At 63.0% G+C, this 21,052-nt stretch carries 20 protein-coding genes and 1 tRNA gene; 3 read left to right on the forward strand and 18 right to left on the reverse strand.

Translation table 11 applies throughout. The annotated features are described in order from the left end of the window. Positions 1-67: 67 nt before the first annotated feature. The 11 genes from VE26_RS15610 to aptA all read right to left on the reverse strand — a co-directional run bounded on the left by VE26_RS15610 (position 68) and on the right by aptA (position 11,704). Positions 68-478 carry a VOC family protein gene (locus VE26_RS15610; RefSeq protein ID WP_046106040.1) on the reverse strand — a complete coding sequence of 137 codons (411 nt, stop codon included), beginning with the start codon at positions 476-478 and terminating at the stop codon, positions 68-70. A 205-nt stretch (positions 479-683) separates the two neighbouring features. Further along, complete coding sequence (locus VE26_RS15615) at positions 684-1,577, reverse strand: hypothetical protein (RefSeq protein WP_046106041.1); 894 nt, start codon at positions 1,575-1,577, stop codon at positions 684-686. Between the two features lie 269 nt (positions 1,578-1,846). After that, positions 1,847-2,824 carry an ABC transporter substrate-binding protein gene (locus tag VE26_RS15620; protein WP_046106042.1) on the reverse strand — a complete coding sequence of 326 codons (978 nt, stop codon included), beginning with the start codon at positions 2,822-2,824 and terminating at the stop codon, positions 1,847-1,849. A 20-nt stretch (positions 2,825-2,844) separates the two neighbouring features. Next, positions 2,845-3,948 (reverse strand): ABC transporter permease, encoded by a 1,104-nt coding sequence (locus VE26_RS15625; protein WP_046106043.1) that lies wholly within the window; start codon positions 3,946-3,948, stop codon positions 2,845-2,847. Further along, positions 3,945-4,811, reverse strand: a complete 867-nt coding sequence (locus VE26_RS15630) for an ABC transporter permease (RefSeq protein ID WP_046106044.1) — start codon at positions 4,809-4,811, stop codon at positions 3,945-3,947. The genes VE26_RS15625 and VE26_RS15630 overlap by 4 nt, the downstream gene beginning before the upstream one ends. Positions 4,812-4,851: 40 nt before the next feature. Continuing rightward, positions 4,852-5,688, reverse strand: a complete 837-nt coding sequence (locus tag VE26_RS15635; RefSeq protein ID WP_046106045.1) for an ABC transporter ATP-binding protein — start codon at positions 5,686-5,688, stop codon at positions 4,852-4,854. 47 nt (positions 5,689-5,735) lie between these two features. After that, the gene (locus VE26_RS18730; RefSeq protein ID WP_280136896.1) at positions 5,736-5,867 is read right to left on the reverse strand and encodes a hypothetical protein; all 132 of its coding nucleotides are present in this window, start codon (positions 5,865-5,867) and stop codon (positions 5,736-5,738) included. Between the two features lie 9 nt (positions 5,868-5,876). Continuing rightward, positions 5,877-7,328, reverse strand: coding sequence for a dihydropyrimidinase (hydA, locus tag VE26_RS15640; protein WP_046106046.1), 1,452 nt, complete (start codon positions 7,326-7,328; stop codon positions 5,877-5,879). Positions 7,329-7,404: 76 nt separating this feature from the next. Then, positions 7,405-8,655, reverse strand: a complete 1,251-nt coding sequence (locus VE26_RS15645; protein WP_046106047.1) for a Zn-dependent hydrolase — start codon at positions 8,653-8,655, stop codon at positions 7,405-7,407. Between the two features lie 157 nt (positions 8,656-8,812). Further along, positions 8,813-10,309 (reverse strand): CoA-acylating methylmalonate-semialdehyde dehydrogenase, encoded by a 1,497-nt coding sequence (locus VE26_RS15650; RefSeq protein ID WP_046106048.1) that lies wholly within the window; start codon positions 10,307-10,309, stop codon positions 8,813-8,815. Positions 10,310-10,375: 66 nt separating this feature from the next. Next, positions 10,376-11,704: an omega-aminotransferase AptA gene (aptA, locus tag VE26_RS15655; RefSeq protein WP_483088777.1), complete on the reverse strand. Its 1,329-nt coding sequence runs from the start codon at positions 11,702-11,704 to the stop codon at positions 10,376-10,378. A 138-nt stretch (positions 11,705-11,842) separates the two neighbouring features. Between aptA and VE26_RS15660 the strand changes: the two genes are divergently transcribed. Both VE26_RS15660 and VE26_RS15665 read left to right on the forward strand, forming a co-directional pair. Next, positions 11,843-12,520, forward strand: a complete 678-nt coding sequence (locus VE26_RS15660) for a TetR family transcriptional regulator C-terminal domain-containing protein (RefSeq protein WP_244465715.1) — start codon at positions 11,843-11,845, stop codon at positions 12,518-12,520. Between the two features lie 41 nt (positions 12,521-12,561). Beyond that, positions 12,562-14,382 (forward strand): hypothetical protein, encoded by a 1,821-nt coding sequence (locus VE26_RS15665; RefSeq protein WP_046106051.1) that lies wholly within the window; start codon positions 12,562-12,564, stop codon positions 14,380-14,382. Here VE26_RS15665 and VE26_RS15670 read toward each other — a convergent pair. The 3 genes from VE26_RS15670 to VE26_RS15680 form a co-directional block, all read right to left on the reverse strand. Further along, positions 14,364-14,762 (reverse strand): MmcQ/YjbR family DNA-binding protein, encoded by a 399-nt coding sequence (locus tag VE26_RS15670; RefSeq protein ID WP_052715960.1) that lies wholly within the window; start codon positions 14,760-14,762, stop codon positions 14,364-14,366. The two genes, VE26_RS15665 and VE26_RS15670, sit on opposite strands and share 19 nt — an antisense overlap. 83 nt (positions 14,763-14,845) lie before the next feature. Then, complete coding sequence (gene msrA / locus VE26_RS15675; RefSeq protein ID WP_046106052.1) at positions 14,846-15,502, reverse strand: peptide-methionine (S)-S-oxide reductase MsrA; 657 nt, start codon at positions 15,500-15,502, stop codon at positions 14,846-14,848. Between the two features lie 71 nt (positions 15,503-15,573). Next, a complete protein-coding gene (locus VE26_RS15680; protein WP_152658875.1) occupies positions 15,574-15,897 on the reverse strand; it encodes a hypothetical protein in 324 nt (107 codons plus the stop codon). Positions 15,898-16,117: 220 nt separating this feature from the next. On the opposite strand from VE26_RS15680, the gene VE26_RS15685 reads away from it, so the two are divergent. Then, positions 16,118-16,207 (forward strand) — tRNA-Ser (locus VE26_RS15685). 90 nt (positions 16,208-16,297) lie between these two features. Here VE26_RS15685 and VE26_RS15690 read toward each other — a convergent pair. From VE26_RS15690 to VE26_RS15705, 4 genes are read right to left on the reverse strand one after another with little or no spacing between them, the layout of a single operon-like run. Next, positions 16,298-18,208, reverse strand: a complete 1,911-nt coding sequence (locus VE26_RS15690; protein WP_046106054.1) for a glycoside hydrolase family 127 protein — start codon at positions 18,206-18,208, stop codon at positions 16,298-16,300. Positions 18,209-18,218: 10 nt separating this feature from the next. Further along, positions 18,219-19,274 (reverse strand): ABC transporter ATP-binding protein, encoded by a 1,056-nt coding sequence (locus VE26_RS15695; RefSeq protein ID WP_046106055.1) that lies wholly within the window; start codon positions 19,272-19,274, stop codon positions 18,219-18,221. Beyond that, a complete protein-coding gene (locus VE26_RS15700; protein ID WP_046106056.1) occupies positions 19,271-20,098 on the reverse strand; it encodes a carbohydrate ABC transporter permease in 828 nt (275 codons plus the stop codon). Before VE26_RS15700 ends, VE26_RS15695 begins: the two co-directional genes overlap by 4 nt. Beyond that, positions 20,095-20,997, reverse strand: coding sequence for a carbohydrate ABC transporter permease (locus VE26_RS15705; RefSeq protein ID WP_046106453.1), 903 nt, complete (start codon positions 20,995-20,997; stop codon positions 20,095-20,097). Before VE26_RS15705 ends, VE26_RS15700 begins: the two co-directional genes overlap by 4 nt. Positions 20,998-21,052: the final 55 nt, after the last annotated feature.

Consider the following 21,052-nt stretch of genomic DNA (forward strand, 5'->3'; position numbering starts at 1 on the left):
ATGCAGGCAGAGGCGGAAGGGGGTGGCAAGAGAATTGACTCCAATGCGCCCCCCCTTTGGCCCCAGATCACCCCATCTGCGCCTTGAGCCAGTCCGGGTCGGGTTCGATAGCCGTGATGATGTCGATGAGGATGCCGTCGGGATCGGCGGCGATCACATGCCGCTGTCCGAACACCTCGTCCCGCAGGGCCTGAACGATAGGAATGCCCGCCTTCTCGATCCGCGCCGCCTCGGCCGCCGCGTCCTCGACATAAAAGCTCAGGATCACCCCACGGCTGGGCACGCGGCCGATTTCGGGAATGCTGTCGTGGTCGTAATGGATGATGGCCAGTTCATGCGGATGATCGCAATCGCCCTTCATGTGCATGTACCAGTCGCTTTCGAACACCGGCACGAACCCGAAATGACGGCGGTAGAAATCCGCACTTCTGGCGAGGTTCTCGACTTGCAGCAAAGGAAAAAGTGAGGTGAAGCGCATCCTGATCTCCCGGTTGTGACCCAACGAGATAAGACCATGACTGCGTCAGATGCTGACAGGGTGCTTCAAGATCGAAAAAGGCGGGGCCTGAGCCCCGCCTGTCTGGTCAGGTGACCAGGAAGATGATGATGATGAGCCAGATCGGCACGCCGAGCAGCCAGAGCGCTAGACCCTTGAACATGGTATTTCTCCTCTCTCTGCCAGGTTAGAAGCGACGGAAGACGTCGGTGAAGGCGGTGTTCTTGTCGCGGTGATTGCCACCCTTCTGAGCCGCCCAATAGGCGCCGATGGCTGCGACCAGCGAAGATGCTGCAAGCAGGAAAGCGGCGATGATGGCGGTGTTGCGAGCAACACGGGCCGCCTCGATAGCCTGCTGGCGCGCCGCTTCGACATTGGCTGCCACCTGATCGACGCGCGCCTGGGCTTCTTCCTGCGACAGCCCCGTATTGGCGGCAACGACATTGGCCAGATAGGTGCGGTCGTCGGCGGCAAGCGTACCATCGCCGAGCGCAGCCTGGGCAAAGATCCGACCGGCTTCAGCGCGCGAACCCTCGGCATCCGGTGCGGTATTGCCACGGAAGAGGGTGTCGATGAAGTAGGCATTAGGATCGATATTGTCGGCAGCGCCTTCGGCGGTGTTCGACGCCGCAACCGTGGCGGTGGCGACCGCATTGCCGGCAGCATTGGCAAAGGCACCGACACCACCGACCGCCAGGATGGCGCCGATGATCAGTGCACCGCCCCAGACCAGCAGGCCGTGCGCACCGTCGCGCATATCGCTCTCGTCTTCCGTGGCGTCGAAGTGACGACGACGCAGGCGACCGGCGAGGTAGCCACCGGCCATGAAGCTCGAGATCTGGACCCACAGAAACCACGACGCGGCCCCGATGGCGATCAGGAAGGCCGGGGCCCCTTCACGCGCGTTGAAGCCGACAAAGTTCAGGCCGATGGCCGAGCCGAAGCTGATCAGGACCAGCGAGACGGCCGAGGCGAAGACGATACCGGCGAAGATGGCGGGCCAATCCACATAGCTGGAGGATTCGCGCCCTGTGGTGGAGCCGGTTTCCACGACGGCGATGCCGGGGGATTCAATACTCATAGTCTGCCCTCCTGGGTGTTGGCGCTCAAGCGAGGCCGATGAACGACAGGATGGCCATGACGATGACCACGAGGCCGACGAGATAGATGATGGAATTCATGATTAGCCCTCTTCTTTGTGACGCTAGTGGTCCTGCAACGGCGAGGGAGCGGCTTTTGTTCCGAATGCGGCGAAATGGTGGATAAGTGATGCTGAAAAATACGGCACGACGATACAAAAAGAGCGGGAAATTGCTTTCCCGCTCCGCGCGCGTGTAACCCAGGCTAATTCTAGAGGCCGTCGGTGACTGCCGTCGTATAGGCGCCTTCGGGGGTCGCCGTGATGATTTCCTGATCGAGCAGGGCCTGCACCGTGCGGTCATAGGTGGCCATGTCGAGCGCCGGATCTTCGGCATCGACCAGCTTGGACACTTCCTCTACCATATAGCGCTGATGGTCGAATTCGGCCGCGCCGGTTTCGTCCATCTCCACCACGATTTCAGCGGCTTCATCGGGGTTTTCGAGCGCATAGGCCCAACCCTTCATCGAGGCCCTGACAAAGCGCGTATAGGCGTCCACCTTGGCCGGATCGGACAGGGTGTCTTCCATCACGTAGAGACCGTCTTCGAGCAGGTCGTTGCCCATTTCGGTATAGTTGAAGATGGTGAGGTTGTCCGGGCCATAACCGGCATCGAGCGCCTGGCCATATTCGTTATAGGTCATGACCGAGATACAGTCCGCCTGGCCCTGGATCATCGGCTGGATGTCAAAGCTTTGCTGCAACACCGTAACGCCGCCTTCCGAGCCATCGGTGGCAAGGCCGATTTTGTTCATCCAGGCAAAGAACGGATATTCGTTGCCGAAGAACCAGACGCCCAGCGTGTGACCCGGGAAATCGGCTTCCGACGTGATGCCGGTTTCGGTCGGGCAGATCATCATCAGGCCGCTGCGCTTGAAGGGTTGGGCGATATTGACCAATGGCACGCCCGATTCACGTGCCGCCATGCCCGCCGCCATCCAGGTGACGATGATGTCGGCGCCGCCGCCGGCAATGACCTGTTCGGGTGCAATGTTCGGACCGCCGGGCAGGATGGTGATGTCCAGGTCTTCCTCGTCGTAGAACCCCTTGGCCTCGGCGACGAGATAGCCGGCAAACTGCGCCTGCGTGACCCATTTGAGCTGCAGGGTCAGCGCATCGGCCGCCATGGCGGCCGGGGCTGCGGACAGCGCCAGCACGCCGGCCATCAACCCTGTGATGATCTTCTTCATTTGTCGTTCCCTTTTCCCTGTTACGCCCGTCCACCACGGACGGACGGATGCCAGAAGGTGACGCCCCTTTCGATGAGGGCGATCACCCCGTAGAAGGCGGACCCCGCGACCGCCGCAACAGCGATCTCCGCCCAGACCAGGTCGATGGCGAGACGCCCCACCCCGGTCGATATCCGGAAGCCCATTCCCACGACGGGCGTCCCGAAGAATTCCGCTACGATTGCGCCGATCAAGGCCAGAGTCGAGTTGATCTTGAGGGCGTTGAAGATAAACGGCCCCGCGGCGGGCAGGCGTAGCTTGAAAAGTGTCTGCCAATAGGACGCAGCATAGGTGCGCATCAGGTCGCGCTCCATCACCGAGGCGGCATTGAGCCCGGCGACGGTGTTGACCAGCATGGGAAAGAAGGTCATCGCCACGACGACAGCCGCCTTCGATTGCCAGTCGAAGCCGAACCACATCACCATGATCGGTGCGATGCCGATAATGGGCAGAGCCGACATGAAATTGCCGATCGGCATGATCCCGGCCTTGAGGAAAGGCGAGCGGTCGACGAGGATCGCAACGCCCAGTCCCGCCAGGCACCCGATGGCATAGCCGGGCAGGACCGACCGGATGAAGGTCTGCACGAAATCGGCCCAGAGGATGCCGGTCTCGGCCGCCATGCGCGCTCCGATGGCCGAGGGCGGCGGCAAGAGCACGGCCGGCACGTTCGCCCCTCGTGTCACCACTTCCCACATCGCCAGCAGCGCCAGCCCGAAGATTACGGGAATGATCAGGCTGGTGCCGGTTTCCGGCAATGTGCCGGCGCGGATCGCCGCCGACAGGCGTTCGACGAACAGCCAGGCGAAGGCCCAGGCCGAGAACAGCGCCAGCCAGTGATGCAGCGGCATCGACGCGCCCTGTGGCAGGGAGGCAATCAGCGCCACCGCTCCGAAGATTGCTATCAGCCCGTCGAGCCAGAGGCTCAGCGGCTTGGCGAGCCGGAACAGGGGGAGCGTCGCCAGGACAAAGAAGATGAGCACGAGCGGCGCATTGCCGAGCGTCGGAAGGCTGAGGGCAAGGCCCAGCATGGCGGCGCCCCCGCCGACCAGCAGCAGATAGAGTTGCAGATTGGACAGCCTCATGCCCGCACCCCCATCCGGCCGTTGACCCATTTCTCGGTGCTGCCGACAATCGCCACCAGCACGGCGGCAAGGCCGGCCGCGATGAACAGCGCCGCCCAGATCTGGATCGTCTGACCATTATAGGAGCCGGTCAGAAGCCGCACGCCCAGCCCCCCGCCCGAAGCATTGGAGAGTTCGGCCACCACCGCCCCGATCAGCGAAATGGCGATCCCCACCTTCATCGACGCAAAAAGGAAGGGAATGGCGGCAGGCCAGCGCAATTTCCAGAATGTCTGCCAGGGCGTGGCATCATAGGTGCGCATCAGGTCAAGCTGGATACCTTCGGGAGAGCGCAGGCCCTTGACCATGCCGACCACCACCGGGAAAAAGCTCAGATACATCGAGATCAGCGATTTGGGCACGAGGCCGGTCAGTCCCACCGCGCCCAGCCCCACCACCACCATGGGGGCGACGGCGAGAATGGGGATGGTCTGGCTGGCGATGATCCAGGGCATCAGCGAGCGGTCGGATGCATCGTTGTGGATGATGGCGACGGCGAGGGCCACGCCCAGAACCGTGCCCAAGGCAAAGCCCAAAAGCGTCGCCGAGAGCGTGATCCAGGCGTGATAGGCCAGCGAACGCCGCGAGGTGAATTCCAGCCCGATCGTGGCATTCCAGATTTCGGTAGCCACCTGATGCGGCGCCGGCAGGACCGGCTTGTCCTGCGCCCAGGTCTGCTGTGCGAAATCGAGCAAAGCCACGTTTTCAAGGCCCGCGCGGGTATTGAGCGTATTCTGCCAGGGTGCATTCATATGCACGGCCATGGCGTACCAGAAGAGGCCGATGGCAGCGAGAACGGTGAGAACGGGGATGATGCGGGTCATGCGCACCGGTCCCTGCACGGGGGATAGGTGAGGCCCCCCATCAAACCATCCCCTCGTCATAGCTATGCCCGGCTCTGAGCCCGTCGCGCACCCGCGCCGCGATCTCCAGAAATTCCGGTGTCTCGCGGATATCGAGCGGGCGTTCCCGGGGAAGTGGCGACTCGATCACGTCGGTCACGCGCCCCGGGCGCGGCGACATCACCACGATCTTGGTGGATAGATAGACCGCCTCGGGGATCGAGTGGGTGACAAAGCAGATGGTCTTTTGCGTCCGCTCCCAGAGCTTGAGCAGTTCGGAATTGAGATGGTCGCGGACGATTTCGTCCAGTGCCCCGAACGGCTCGTCCATCAGGAGGAGATCGGCATCGAAGGAAAGAGCCCGGGCTATGGAGGCGCGCTGCTGCATGCCCCCCGACAATTGCCAGGGATATTTTTGCTCGAAGCCCGAGAGATTGACGAGGTCCATGGTCCGCTTGATACGCTCGTCCTGCTGGGCCTTCGAATAGCCCATGATCTCGAGCGGCAGCGCGACGTTCTTTTCGATCGTGCGCCAGGGATAAAGCGCCGCCGCCTGGAACACATAGCCATAGGCCCGATCCTTGCGCGCATTCTCTGCCGTCTGGCCGTTGACGGTCAGCGTGCCTGATGTCGGTTTTTCGAGGTCGGCAATCGTGCGCAGGAAAGTGGTCTTGCCGCAGCCCGAGGGGCCGATGAAGGAAACGAAGTCGCCCTTGTTGATGGTGAGGTTGACGTCGCTCAGAGCCACAACGTCGCCGTCGCCGGTCGGAAAGGTGAGGCCGAGATTGCGCGCCTCTACGACCGGGGCGCTCTCGCCCGGTGCAAGTGCCGCAGGATGACTGGACGACGTATCGGACAAAAGTTCGGCCCCTCAAAACTCGTTGCACGAAAGGAGGCGGGGCGTCTTCATCCCGCCATCCCGATCGCGCTTGCCTTTGGCAAGTTCATTGCAAGACCCATGCCGATCTCCGCAGATGCAGGATTTTTATCCCTTTTCATCCCGCCCTTTTCGGCATGTGCCTCCTTTTTCATCAGCATGGCTTTCGGCTAAACACCTGTCGCCGGAATGCCGCTGCGCTCCACCTTGCGCGGCGCGACGATTTCCTTCCACTGGCTAAGCGCCCGGTTCACCGGGTTTTTCGCCTCGCGCGCCACGAACTTGCCATGTCCCGGCTCCGCCTTGACCTCGTTCTCGACGATGGACACCTTGCCCCGGCTCAGCACGAAGCGCGGCAGGCCGGTGACCTCGAAGCCTTCGAACACATTGTAGTCGATGACCGACTGCTGGTTCTTGGCGCTGATGGTCTGGCTGCGCTTGGGGTCCCACACGACGATATCGGCATCGGCACCGACCATCACCGCTCCCTTCTTCGGGTACATATTGAGGATCTTGGCGATATTGGTCGAGGTCACCGCCACGAATTCATTGGGCGTCAGCCGCCCGGTATTGACCCCCGCGGTCCAGAGCACCGGCAGCCGATCCTCGAGACCGCCCGTGCCATTGGGGATCTTGGCGAAATTGCCGATGCCGGTGCGCTTCTGTTCGCTGGTGAAGGCGCAATGGTCGGTGGCCACGCAGGAAAGCGAGCCTGCCTGCAGCCCGGCCCAGAGCGAATCCTGATGGCTCTTGTTGCGGAAGGGCGGCGACATCACCCGGCGTGCCGCATGGTCCCAGTCGGGATTGAAATATTCGCTTTCATCCAGCGTCAGGTGCTGGATTAGCGGCTCGCCATAGACGCGCATGCCCTTCTGCCGCGCCCGGCGAATGGCCTCATGCGCCTGTTCGCAGCTCGTATGCACCACATAGAGCGGCACGCCGGCCATGTCGGCGATCATGATGGCGCGATTGGTGGCTTCGCCCTCGACTTCCGGCGGGCGCGAATAGGCGTGGCCTTCGGGCCCATTATTGCCTTCGGCCAGCAGCTTTGCCGTCATGGCCGCGACGACGTCGCCGTTTTCGGCGTGGACCAGGGGCAGGGCCCCCAGTGCCGCGCAACGCTGGAATGACGCGAACATCTCGTCGTCATTGACCATCAGCGCGCCCTTATAGGCCATGAAATGCTTGAAACTGGTAATGCCCCGATCCACCACCTCGGCCATCTCGTTGAACACCTGTTCGCCCCACCAGGTGATGGCCATGTGGAAGGAATAATCGGCTGAGGCCTTGCCGGTCTTGTTGTCCCACATCTTGAGCGCGTCCAGCAGGCTCTGGTCGGGATTGGGCAGGCAGAAATCCACCACCATGGTGGTTCCGCCCGCCAGCCCCGCCCGGGTGCCGCTCTCGAAATCATCGGCCGAATAGGTGCCCATGAACGGCATTTCGAGATGGGTATGCGGATCGATCCCCCCCGGCATGACATAGCAGCCGCTTGCGTCCAGCACTTCGTCGCCGGAAAGGTTCTGCCCGATCTCGACGATCACATCGCCCTCGATCCTGACATCGGCTTCATAGCTGAGATCGGCAGTAACAACCGTGCCGCCCTTGATGACTGTGCTCATAATTCGTTCCCTGTCCTTATAGTCTGCCCGTCCGCGCGCCTTCTCCTGAGCGCGGAACGGGTCCGAATTCTTCGGTTTAGTCCACGATCTCCGCCGTCTCCAAGACTGCATGCAGCAGCACGTCACATCCCGCCGCCGCCCATTCGGGCGAAATTTCCTCGGCCTCGTTATGCGATAGCCCATCGACACAGGGGCACATGATCATCGTTGCCGGCGCTACCTTTGCCGCCCAGCAGGCATCGTGGCCGGCGCCCGAAATCACGTTCATATGGCTATAGCCCAGCTTTTCGGCCGCCGAGCGCACCCGGCCCACCAGCGTCGGATCGAACGTCACAGGATCGAAATGCCCGATCGCCTCGACCGCGCAGCCGACCCCGATTCCGGCGCAGATCTCGGCCGCGCGCTTTTCTATCGTCGCCCGCATGCCGTTGAGCTTGTCGATATCAGGCGAGCGGATATCGACGGTGAACACAACCTTGGCCGGCAGCACATTGCGCGAATTGGGCGTGAATTTGACCTGGCCAACGCCACCGACAGCGCCGGGCTGCGCCGCCATGGCCACCTCCTGCACCATCTCGATGATCCGCGACATGGCAAGGCCCGCATTGACGCGCATGGTCATCGGTGTCGAGCCGGTGTGAGCCTCCTTGCCGGTCAGGGTGAATTCGAGCCACCACAGCCCCTGGCAATGGGTGACGACGCCGATCTGTTTTTCCTCGGCCTCGAGGATGGGCCCCTGCTCGATGTGATATTCGAAATAGGCGTGCATTTTCCGCGCGCCGACCTCTTCGTCGCCCACCCAGCCAATGCGCTCCAGTTCTTCGCCGAACGTCTTTCCGTCCATGTCCTGCCGCGCATAGGCGTGGTCGATGGGGATGACACCGGCAAAAACGCCCGAGGCCAGCATGGCCGGGGCGAAACGCGCGCCTTCCTCATTGGTCCAGTTGGTGACGACGATGGGGTGTTTTGTCTTGATGCCGAGATCATTCATCGAGCGCACGACTTCGAGGCCGGCCAGCACACCGAGCACGCCATCATATTTGCCGCCCGTGGGCTGGGTATCGAGATGGGAGCCGATATAGACGGGCAGCGCATCGGGGTCGCTGCCGGGCCGGGTCATGAACATGGTGCCCATCTTGTCGACACCCATGGTGAGGCCCGCCTCTTCGCACCAGCGCTGGAACAGCGCGCGGCCCTGCCTGTCCTCGTCGGTCAGCGTCTGCCGGTTATTGCCCCCGGCAATGCCCGGCCCGATCTTGGCCATGTCCATCAGGCTCTCCCAGAGCCGTTCGCCATTGATCCGAAGGTTTTCGCCGGGAGAGGTCATGCTGCGTGCTCGTAAAATAGATCGAAACAAAAAGCCCCGCCGTCGCGGTGCAGCGAGCGGCAGGGCCAGAAGGAAGAGAGAGGGAGCGGATATTGCCCGCTCCGCAAGGAGTGAGAAAAGACGGTCAGCGATTTGAAAGCGACGCTGACCATGTTTCCTACTTCACACTCGGGAAGGAAAATTCCGCGCCGCCCTTGATGCCGGCGGGCCAGCGGGTGGTGACGGTTTTGAGGCGGGTATAGAAATGCACGCCCTCGGGTCCGTAGATGGAGTGATCGCCGAACAGGCTCCTCTTCCAGCCGCCGAAGGAGTGATAGGCCACCGGTACCGGGATCGGCACGTTGATGCCCACCATGCCCACTTCGATCTTGTCGGCAAATTCACGGGCGGCGTCGCCGTCGCGGGTGAAGATCGCCGTGCCATTGGCATATTCGTGGCCATGGATCAGGTCGACTGCATCCTGGAAGCTGTCGCGGCGCACGACCGAGAGGACCGGCCCGAAAATCTCGTCCTTGTAGATGTCCATATGCGGCTCGACATTGTCGAACAAAGTGCCGCCGACATAATAGCCGTTCTCGTAGCCCTGAAGCGTAAAGCCGCGGCCATCGACCACGAGCTTTGCGCCCTGTTCTTCGCCCTTGTCGATATAGCCCACGATCTTGTCGCGGTGCATCTTGGTGACGACAGGACCCATTTCGGCGTCCTTGTCGGTCGCAGGACCGATCTTGAGGCTTTCGACGCGGGGCTTGAGCTTTGCCACCAGCGCATCGGCCGTCTCCTGGCCCACCGGCACCGCCACCGAGATCGCCATGCAGCGCTCGCCGGCCGAGCCGTATCCGGCGCCCATCAATGCGTCCGCAGCCTGATCGAGATCGGCGTCCGGCATGATGATCATGTGGTTCTTGGCGCCGCCCAGCGCCTGGACGCGCTTACCGGCCTTGGTGCCGCGCTGATAGACATACTCGGCGATCGGCGTGGAGCCGACGAAAGAGACCGCCTTGATGTCGGCATGGTCGAGAATGCCGTCGACCATTTCCTTGTCGCCGTGGATGACCTGCAGGATGCCTTCGGGAAGGCCGGCTTCCATGAAGAGGTTCCAGGCCAGCATCGGCGCAGACGGGTCGCGCTCGGAAGGCTTGAGGATGAAGGCATTGCCGCAGGCAATGGCCGCCGGATACATCCACATCGGCACCATGGCCGGGAAGTTGAACGGGGTGATGCCCGCAACCACGCCCAGCGGTTGGCGGTCGGAATAGGAGTCGATATTGGGCCCGACATTGCGGGAGAATTCGCCCTTGAGCAGATGCGGAATGCCGCAGGCGAAATCCACGCAGTCGATGCCGCGCGCCACTTCGCCCAGGGCATCGTCGTGCACCTTGCCGTGTTCCTTGGAAATCTCGCGCGCCAGATCGTCGGCATATTGGTCGAGCAATGCCTTGAACTTGAACATGACGCGCGCCCGTTTCATCGGCGGGGTGGCGCCCCAGGCGACCTGTGCCTTGACGGCATTGGCCACGGCCTGGTCAAGCTCTGCCAGTGTGGACAGCGGCAGTTCTGCGCTTTGTTCGCCCGTTGCGGGGTTGAAGACCGGCACGCGACGCGTCGATGACGATACGGAACGCTTTCCGCCGATGGCATTCTCGATGATCTGCATCAGGCAATCCTCTCCTTGGCAGGAATAAAAATTCTATATTTGAACCTATAGAATGTTTGTTCCATTTTACTCAAGCGTCTTGAGGATGCCGGCCAGGGTCGAGACGATCTGGTCGATCTGGCTCTCGCTGATGATCAGCGGTGGGCTGAGGGCGATGATGTCGCCCGTCGTGCGGATCAGAACGCCCTGTTCATAGGCCTTGAGGAAGGCCGAGAAGGCGCGCTTGGTCGGCGCCCCCTCGATCGGCTGCAATTCGATCGCCCCCACGAGCCCGATATTGCGGATATCGATGACATGGGGCAGGCCCTTGAGCGAATGAAGCCCGTCTTCCCATGCCTTGGCCAATTCTGCCCCGCGCGAGAGCAGACCTTCTTCCTTGTAGGTTTCGAGCGTGGCAAGGCCGGCGGCCGAGGCCACCGGATTGCCCGAATAGGTATAGCCGTGGAAGAACTCGATCAGATGTTCCGGCCCGGTCATGAAGGCGTCGTGGATCTCCTTGGAGACCATGACCGCGCCCATCGGAATGACGCCATTGGTGAGGCCCTTGGCAGTGACCATGATATCGGGCGTCACGCCGAAATAATCGGCGCCGAACGGCGTGCCGAGCCGGCCATAACCGGTGATGACCTCATCGAAAATCAGCAATATGCCGTGCTTTTTGGTGATGTCGCGCAGGCGCTTGAGATAACCCGGCGGTGGGATCAGCACGCCGGTCGAGCCGGCCACCGGCTCGACGATGACGGCGGCGATGGTGGAGGCGTCATGCAGGGTGACGATGCGTTCGAGCTCGTCGGCCAAATCGACGCCATGCTCCGGCTCGCCGCGCGAAAAGGCATTCTGCTTGATATTGTGCGTATGGGGCATGTGGTCGACGCCGGTCAGCAGCGTGCCGAACATCTTGCGGTTGGCTACGATGCCACCCACCGAAATCCCGCCGAAATTGACGCCGTGATAGCCCCGCTCGCGCCCGATCAGCCGGGTGCGCGAACCCTGGCCGATCACCTTCTGATAGGCCAGCGCCACCTTGAGCGCGGTCTCCACCGATTCCGAGCCCGAATTGGTGAAGAGCACATGGTCCAGCCCGTCGGGCGTCAGATCGACCAGCCGGTTGGCCAGTTCGAATGCCTTGGGATGACCCATCTGGAAAGCCGGCGCGTAATCGAGTTCGGCCGCCTGTTTGGCGATGGCCTCGACGATTCTGGGACGGGCATGGCCGGCATTGACGCACCAGAGACCCGCAGTCCCGTCCAGCACCTGACGGCCGTCGCTGGTGGTATAATGCATGTCCTTGGCGGCCACGAACATGCGCGGCGATTTCTTGAATTGCCGGTTTGCCGTAAAGGGCATCCAGAAGGCGCTGAGGTCGTTTGGCGCAACGGTGGATGAAGTGGACACGAACTCTCGCTCCCGAATGTTTGGACTGGTTTCCGTTTGGGCCTTGACGCGCGCTCGCGAACCCAAGAAATTTTGACCAGTTGGAAAAATGTTAGCATCCCTACACATTCCCGCAAGGCGAAAATGGCACCGCGAAAAGTGAAATCCGCCGACTCTTCCGTCGCGCCGGCAAAGCCGCGTCCGCTGACCCGCATTCAAAAGGAAAAGCAGGACATCATTCTCGAGGCGGCGCTCGAAGTGTTCTCCGTGCACGGCTTTCGCGGCGCCACGATCGACCAGATCGCCGAGGTGGCGGGGATGAGCAAACCCAACCTGCTCTACTATTTCCCCAAGAAGGAAGAGATCCACCGCCGGCTGATTTCCGAGCTTCTCGACAATTGGCTGGCGCCGTTGCGCGACATGGACGAGACGGGCGATCCCTTTACCGAAATCCGGTCCTATATCCGCCGCAAGCTCGAAATGGCCCGCGACTTCCCGCGCGAAAGCCGGCTCTTTGCCAATGAAATGCTGCGTGGCGCCGAACATGTCATCGATATGATCGAGGTCGACCTCAAGAGCCTGGTCGATGAAAAAGCCAAGGTGCTGACCGCCTGGATGGACCAGGGCAAGCTCAGCCGCACCGATCCCTACCACCTGATCTTTTCCATCTGGGCCACCACTCAGCATTACGCCGATTTCGATGTCCAGGTCCGCGCTGTGCTTGGCCGCAACCGCAATGGTGAGGGGCGCTTCGACGATGCGGCGCGCTATCTCGAGCACTTGTTCATGCATGGGCTGACGCCCCGCCCGCGCCAGGGGCTCAAGCCGACGCCCTGAAACGGCAAGACAGGTCCATATTGCATTAACCGGCGCCGGGCATGGTGGGGCCAGCTCTGCTCAAGGTCGTCACCATGCCACAGCGCGAAACGTCTCTGCATGGACGGGATTGGCTCCTCCTCCTCGTGGTCTGGGCCATGGCGGCCGGGGGATTGCTGCTGCGCGCCCTCTCCGGAGGCGCCGACGTCCCCTTCTTTGCTGATACGGACGATGCCATGCGCATGGTCGTTGTCAGCGATTTTCTGGGCGGCCAAGCCTGGTACGATCACCTGCAATATCGGCTCGACACCCCCTTCGGCACCCAGATTCATTGGTCACGCTGGGTCGATCTGCCGCTGGCCGGGCTGGTCCTGCTGTCCGAGCCCTTTGCGGGCCGTCAGGGCGCTCTGCAATTTGCCGGCACTGTCTGGCCTTTCCTGCTGCTCGGCCTTGCCCTCTATCTCACGGGCCGGACAGGCCTGGCGCTGCTCGGGCGCCCCGGTCTCCTGCCCGCGCTGGTCCTGCCGCTTCTGGCGCCGGCATTCCTTGCCGAATTCGCGCCCGGTCGGGTGGATCACCACAACGTCGTCATCGTCCTGGTCATGGCCGGGCTGCTCGCGTCTCTCCTTTCCCTGCGCCGGTCTTTCTGGTCCTGGATAGCGGGGCTCGTCGCGGCCACCGCCCTGGCCATCGCCGTCGAATCGCTGCCCGGCGTCCTGGCCGTCATCGTTGCCTTCGGTCTGTCCTACGCCTTTGCCGCCGAGGCCCGGGGCAATCTCGGTCGCTTCGGGCTGGCCTTCGCACTCGGTCTTGTCCTGCACCTGGCATTGGCGCAGCCGCCCGCATCCTGGCTCGCGCCGGCCTGCGACGGGCTTTCCGTCGTCTATGTCCTTGCCGGGGTGATCGTCGGTGGCGGCTATGTCGCTCTGTCCCGCCTGCCGGCGCCGCGTCATGTCTGGCAACGGTTTGCCCTGCTGGCAGGGCTCGCCGGGCTTGCCGTCATTGTCGTCATCACGGCGTTCCCCCTGTGCCTCGGCGGCCCCTATGCCGATCTCGATCCCTGGCTGCGCGACCATTGGATCGCCGGCATCGTCGAGGCTAAGTCCTGGCCCGAAGCGCTCAAGGATGTGCCTGCCTTTGCCATGGGCGCCGCCGTGCCGGTGCTGGTCGGGCTGGCGGGGGCGCTGCTGGCACTCCGGCAGGAGCGTGGGCGGCGTCTTGAATGGCTCATCCTGCTGGTGTTCATTCTCACCACTGCGTGCATCATGCTGGCGCAGGTGCGCGGCGCCCGTCTGGCCATCCTCCCCGCCATTCCCGGCGCTGCCTGGCTCATCCTTTTTGCGCGCCGGGCCTATCTGGAAAGGCCGCGCCTGTCAGGGGCGCTCGGCGTCATCGGCGCCTGGCTCAGCGCGTCGGGACTGGTCGTCATGCTCGCCACGGCCATCGTGGTGTCGCTGTTCCCCCAGGAGCGCGCGCAAAGGGTTTCCGAGGCACTGTCCGGTCGTCGGGCTTGCCTCGCCGGCTCCGCCTTTGCCGACTTGCGCGCCTTGCCACCCGAGCGCATCATGGCGCCGATCGATCTGGGGGGCCATATCCTGCTCGAGACGCCCCATGCGGTGGTCGCCGCGCCCTATCATCGCAACGAGCGCGGCATTCTCGATACGTTCCGTTTCTTCAATGGACCAGCGGACGCGGCCCGGGATATTGCCCGCCAACGCGGCCTGGGCCTCGTGGTCACCTGTCAAGCCATGCCCGAGATGCGTGGCGAGGGGCTGGGCGTCGAAGGCACGCTTCTCACCATGATGGCGGCGGACGCGCTTCCCGATTGGATCGTCAAGGTGCCAGGTCCCGGCCCGCTCGACCTTTATGCGATCCTGCCCTGACCGGCGTCGCCGGCCGGTTCATCAAGGCCAAGCGCCTGACGCTGTTTGCGGCTGAGCTTTTGCGCGACTAGACCATGGGCGGCGCCGATATAGACGCGTATCTCGGCGTCGGTGAGCGGGGAGAAATGCGAAATGGCCACCCAGCCGGCCCGCGCGAAATAGGGCGCCGGGCGAATACCGTCCATTTCCGTCATCAGCGCAAAGCTCATGTCCGATACCTTGAGCCAGATTTCCCCCGGATCGCAATCGAGCAGGCAGAAAATCTTGCCGCCGACCTTGGCCACCGAATCGTCGCGCCATTGCCGCACCAATGTCGCGCCCTTCAAGCTGAGCACGAAGGGTTCGAACACGGCGCGGTGCATGATCGGCAGGGGCGGCATCGGGGCGGGGCCTCCATACGGCAAGGGCGCCGGCAGCGCTGCCGACGCCCTGATTGTTGCAGTGTCCCGGGCAGGCGCCAAGACTATTGGGCGGCAACGCCCAGCCCGATCGGGCAGCTGACGCCGGTGCCCGCCAGACCGCAATAGCCATTGGGATTCTTGGCCAGGTATTGCTGGTGATAGGTCTCGGCGTAGTAGAACGGTCCGGCTGGGGCGATCTCGGTGGTGATCGGCCCGAGGCCCCGTGCCCGCAAGGCCGCCTGATAGGCATCGCGGCTCCGGGCTACGATCTCGGCCTGTTCAGGCGTGGTCGTATAGATGGCCGAGCGATATTGCGTGCCCACGTCATTGCCCTGGCGCATGCCCTGGGTGGGGTCGTGCTCCTCCCAGAACGTCTTGAGCAGGGTCTCAAGGCTTGTCACCTTCGGGTCATAGACGACCTTGACCGCCTCGGTATGGCCGGTCATGCCCGAACAGGTTTCCTCGTAGCTGGGATTGGGCGTGTGCCCGCCCTGGTAGCCCACGGCGGTCACGATCACCCCCGGCATCTGCCAGAACAGGCGTTCAGCGCCCCAGAAGCAGCCCAGGCCCAGATAGATGATTTCGGCCCCGTCCGGATAGGGGCTCTTGAGGGGGGCGCCATTGACATAATGCTGGCTGGCCACGGCCATTTCCTGGGCGCGCCCGGGCAGGGCGTCGGCGGCGGAAGGCAGGGTGGCGGGTTTTTGGCGGAAGAACATGAGGTGCTCCTTTCGGCTCCTTATATAGGAACGGTGCCGCCATTTTGTCAGGGGGCCTGCTGGCTCCCGCCCTAGATCTGTTCCTGGCGCAGAAAGCGTTCGCGGCGCGGGCGCCGCCCGGCCAGCGCCAGGATCACCCCGGGCACCGCCAGCACGGCAAAGGCGGGATAGGAGAGGATGGCCTGCATCACATGATCGAGCAGGTCGGCAAAGAACCGGCTTTCGAAAAAGCGCGTCACCGCCTCAAGGCTCGGCTCATGCAATTGCGACCAGGCCTGCCCGAAACTGGTGAAGACGATGGCATTGCCGGCCAGCGAGCGCGTGCCGTCGACGACGAGCAGAACCAGCGCCAGCCCCACAAGCCAGGTGCCCAATAGTCTCAGCACAAGCCGCATGAAAATTCCCTGTGCCCGTCGCCCCATGCCGGGCCGTCTCCGCCCGGATCACGGCCTTGCGCCGTCGGGGCCCAAGATGGCCGGTGAATTCCTAAAAAACAATCGCTCAATCACCAAAGTGATCCCTTGCGCCCGAAACGATCATGGGTATATTGCGCCTCGCTCGCAACGGCCCTCCGGGGTGCGGATCCGGTTTTTCCAGCCCGGCATTGCGCGATGCGGAGAGATGGCCGAGTGGTCGAAGGCGCACGCCTGGAAAGTGTGTAGGCGGGGAACCGTCTCGAGGGTTCGAATCCCTCTCTCTCCGCCATTTTCCATTTTGCACTGAACGGATCGTGATGCCGCTGCGCGCGGTGTAGCGCTGGTGTGCCGGGCCCGCATGGCAGGCCCGGCGTATGGCTTAGGCCGTTGCCTCGGGCACCCAGACCACCATAGAGCCGCGTCCGCGGTTGGCCCAGAGAAAATAGGGAATGGCCGTGAGCGTGGCGGGGGCTTCTTTTGGCGGCTTGGTGCGATAGAGCTGGGTAAAGCTGGTTTCCTCGATTGCCGTGGCATCCGCCCTGAGGGTGACGACCCCGTCGAAGAGATCGGTGCGCATTTCCGGCTGCAGGGGCGCGTTGCGCGGCAATTTGAGCCGCTGCACCCGGCCGCCGGGATTATCCGCTTCCTCGAGACAATAGACCAGCGGGCCGCGCTTGAGCGCCACGCGCCCTGCATCCATGATCACCCCGGGATGGGCATAAAGACGCTCCGGCGGCATCGGCAGGTCGAGCCCGATCACGTCGCCTGCCGCCCATCGACGATCGATCGTGACATAACCGTTTTCGATTATATCCAGCCCGATCGGAGTGCCGTTGACAGTGACGCTGGCGCCCTCGCACCAGCCCGGAATGCGCAGCTTCACCGCAAAGGCCGCCGGTTCCTGCGGATCGACATGGATCGCGATTTCGCCCGACCAGGGATAGTTGGACACTTCCCGCAGCCCCACTGTCGTGCCGGCGATCTCGACCTGCGAGGCGATGCCGCCATAAAGGTGAAAGGCCACCCCATCCTCCGCCGTGGAGAGGAAATACTGGCCCACAGAGGCCACGAGCCGGCTCACGTTCATGGTGCAGCAGGGGCAGGTATGCCAGTCCCAGCGGGTCGGGGTGCCGTCGCTTTCGAGCGGATTGGCATAGAAATAATGCTCGCCATCGCGGCTGAGACCCGACAGGGCGCCGTTGAACATGGCCAGTTCGAGAATGTCGGCATATTGGCCGTCGAGCCCCAGATGCAGCATGCGCTGCGCCCAGAAGATCAGCGCCACCGAGGCACAGGTCTCGGCATAGGCCGTCTGGTTGGGCAGGTCGAAATCGTGCGTAAAACCCTCGTTATGCGCCGAGGGGCCGAGCCCCGCCGTCACATACATCTTGGTGTCCATCACGTCTTTCCACAGCACCTCGCAGGCGCGCTGCAGGTCGGCGTCGTCGAGCTCGGCCGCCAGGTCCGCCATGGCGGTGTAGAGATACATGGCACGCACTGCATGCCCCACCACCTTGTCCTGTTCGCGCACCGGCTTGTGGGACTGGGAATATTCGTAATTGGCAAAGACGTAGCGCTGTTTGGCTTCGCCGGCCTCGCGCCGTTCGCGCTCCCAGTCGAAGTAATGGGGCTGGCGACCGCGTTCGTTGACGAGATAGGCGGCGAAGTCGAGGTGCTTGCGCATCCCGGTGAGGTAATAGAGCTTCATCAGCGCCAGCTCGATTTCCTCGTGCCCGTCATAGCCGGGGCGCTGGCCCGGTCCAGTGCCGAAGGTCGCATAGATATGGTCGAGATAGCGCTCCATCACGTCGAGAAAGCGTCGCCGCCCGGTCACCTGGAAATAGGCGATGGCGCCCTCGAGCAGGTGCCCGGCATTATACATCTCGTGGTTGTCGCGCAGATTGGTCCAGCGCTTGTCCGGCTCCCGGCCCAGATACCAGCAATTGAGATAGCCGTCCGGCGCCTGGGCCTTTTCGAGGTCGTCGATCGCTGCCTCGATCTTGGCCTCGATATCGGCGTCGCGCCGATGCGCCAGGGCATAGCTTGCCGCCTCGATCCATTTGCCCACGTCGCTGTCCCAGAACACCTGCACGGTAAAGCCGTTCGGGTGGCGCGGAAACCGCAGGGGCGGGGGCGGATCGGGCAGCTTGAGGGAATCGAGAATGCCGTATTCGGCCAGCTTGCGATGCTGGCTGGGCACGGTCCGGTCGAGCACGGTGTCGAGCCGCTCGCGCCAGAACTGGCCTTCGAGCTTGACCTGGGGAAAGGGGACGGGGGCGTAGCGGGACATGGAGAAGCCTTTAAAGAGCGATGCCGGTCTTGGGATCGAAAAGGTGGACACGGGCCGGATCGATGGACAGGGGAATGCTGTCGCCGGCGACGAGCGCACTGCGGTCCGACTGCACCAGCTGGAACGTGCCGTCAGGCGAAGTGAGGTAAGTTGCCGAGCCTGTGGATTCGACGCTCCCCACCTCGAGCCGGAAGCTGGCCCCGTCCGCGCCGACTTCGAGGTGCTCGGGCCTTATGCCGGCCACGACCGGCAGGCCTGGCGCGAGGGCTCTTCGCAGGGGCAGGGTGCCGCCCTGCGCCAGCGCGACACTTTTGCCGTCCGCCCCGATCTGCCCCTCGAGGAAGTTCATCGCCGGTGAGCCGATGAAGCCGGCAACGAAGCGATTGACCGGATGGTCGTAGAGATCGAGCGGCTTGCCCTGCTGCTCGATGATGCCGTCGCGCATCACCACCACCCAGTCGGCCATGGTCATGGCCTCGATCTGGTCATGGGTGACATAGACCGAGGTCGCCCCCAGCCGGTCATGCAGCGCACGGATTTCCTTGCGCATCTGTACGCGCAGGGCCGCATCGAGATTGGACAATGGTTCGTCGAACAGGAACGCCTTGGGATTGCGGATGATGGCCCGGCCCATGGCAACGCGCTGCCTTTGTCCGCCCGAAAGCTGGCGCGGATAGCGCTTGAGCAGGGGCGTGAGCCCGGTGGTCTGGGCCACTTCGGCCGCCTTCTGGCGACATTCCGCCTTGCTGATCCCGCGCAGGCGCAGCGAATAGGTGAGGTTTTCTTCCACGCTCATATGCGGGTAGAGCGCATAAGACTGGAACACCATGGCGATGTCGCGGTGCCGGGGCGGCACGCCATTCATGGATTTGCCGGCAATTTCCATCTCGCCCGAGCTGATCGTCTCGAGCCCGGCAATCGAGCGCAGCAAGGTGGACTTGCCGCAACCCGACGGGCCGACCAGCGCAACGAAACTGCCCTTCTCGATGGTCAGCGACACCGATTTCAGCGCGTGAAAGCCCCCGTAATGCTTGTCTATGGCGGTCAATTGGATCTGGGCATTCATTTGAGGGCTCCCGAGGTGAGGCCGGCCACGATGCGGCGCTGCAGGATGACGAAGGCTGCAAGGATCGGCGTCACATAGATCGCCGAATAGGCCATAATGGCGTTCCAGTCGGTCGAATTGGGGCCCAGGAACCCGGACAGTCCCACGCTGGCCGGCTGCAGGGCCGGGCTCTGGATGATCGACTTGGAATAGATGTATTCCCCGAATGCGCTCATGAAGGTGAGGATGGCGCAGACCAGGATGCCGTTGCGGGCCAGCGGCAACACGATGGAAAAGAAGGCCCCGATGCGCGAATTGCCGTCAACCAGCGCTGCTTCCTCCAGTTCGCGCGGCACGCTCATGAAGGTGGCGCGTACCAGCACCACGAAGAAGGGCATGGCCTTAGCCGCTGCGGCCAGGATCACCGCCGTGCGGGGATAGTTCAGCAGCCCCACCTGGTTGAAGCCCACGAAGATCGGGGTGATCATCACCGAGGCCGGCAGCACCTGCAGCATCAGGATGCAGAACAGCCCCGCATCGATCCAGCCATTGCGATACCGTGCCAGCACATAGGCGCAGCCCGTTCCCAGCACCACGGTCAGTGCCGTCACGCCCCCGGCAATGACCACCGAGTTCCACAGATAGGTGGGCATGGCGCGCCGCGCCCACACATCGGCGAACACCGCTGGATTGGGATTGGTGGGCCAGAAGGTGGGCGGATTGGCAAAGATCTCCGAGCCCGATTTGATGCTGGTGATATACATCCAGTAGAGCGGGAAGAGGTAGATCGCGGCCAGGCCCAGAGCGATTGCAAGCAGGAACCAGGGTGTATAGGTCCGGGTCATCCGCGCACCTCGTGGCGCGTCGAGCGCACATAGATCACCGATGCGAACAGCACGAGCAGGAACATCATCACCGAGACGGTGGCGCCCTTGGCGAAGTCGTAGAGCTGGAAGCTCAGTTGCCAGGACCAGAACCCGGCGACATTGGACGTATTGGCCGGCCCGCCCTCGGTCAGCGCCGGGAAGAGGTCGAATTGCTGCAACGTGCCGATCAGCCCCAGCGACAGCACCGCGCCGATCGTCGGCCGCATCATCGGCAGGGTGATGGTCCAAAACCGCTGGAAGGCATTGGCGCCGTCCAGTTCGGCCGCTTCGTAGAGGTCCTTGGGAATGGCGGCCAGCCCCACCGAAAGCAGCAGCATGTTGAAGGCAAGGCCCAGCCAGATATTGGCGATGATCACGGCCCAGATGGAAAAGCTCGGGTCCGATTTCCAGAAGATATTGGACTGGATGATGCCCAGGCTGCGCAGGATGACGTTGAGCACGCCGTAATCCCCGGCCAGGATCAGGCTCCAGATGCCCCCGACCACCAGCCCCGGCATGACCCAGGAAACCAGGAACAGCCCGCGAATGGTCGAGGCGCCGGGAAAATTCTGGGCAAAAAACAGCGCCAGGGCAAAGCCGAGCACGAATTGACCGCTCATCGAGCCGAAGACGAAGATCAGCGTATTGCGCGTCACCAGCCAGAATTCGGGCTGCCGCACCACGGCGACGTAATTGTCGAAGCCCACGAAGGGGCGGATGAGCGAGCCCAGGGTGAACATGTCCACCTGCTGGAAGCTCATCAGCACGTTATAGACCAGCGGTGCGCCGGCCAGCGCGACGAGAAAGAGCAGGGCTGCCCCGACCAGCAGGATGTCAAATCCCACTCCGTCGCGGAGCCAGGCGGAAAAGCGCGGCATCGGATCCTCCATGCGCCGAAAGCGGAAATGCCGGCCGGGACGAGCCCGGCCGACC

It is taken from the genome of Devosia chinhatensis (assembly GCF_000969445.1).
GTDB classification, from domain to species: domain Bacteria; phylum Pseudomonadota; class Alphaproteobacteria; order Rhizobiales; family Devosiaceae; genus Devosia; species Devosia chinhatensis.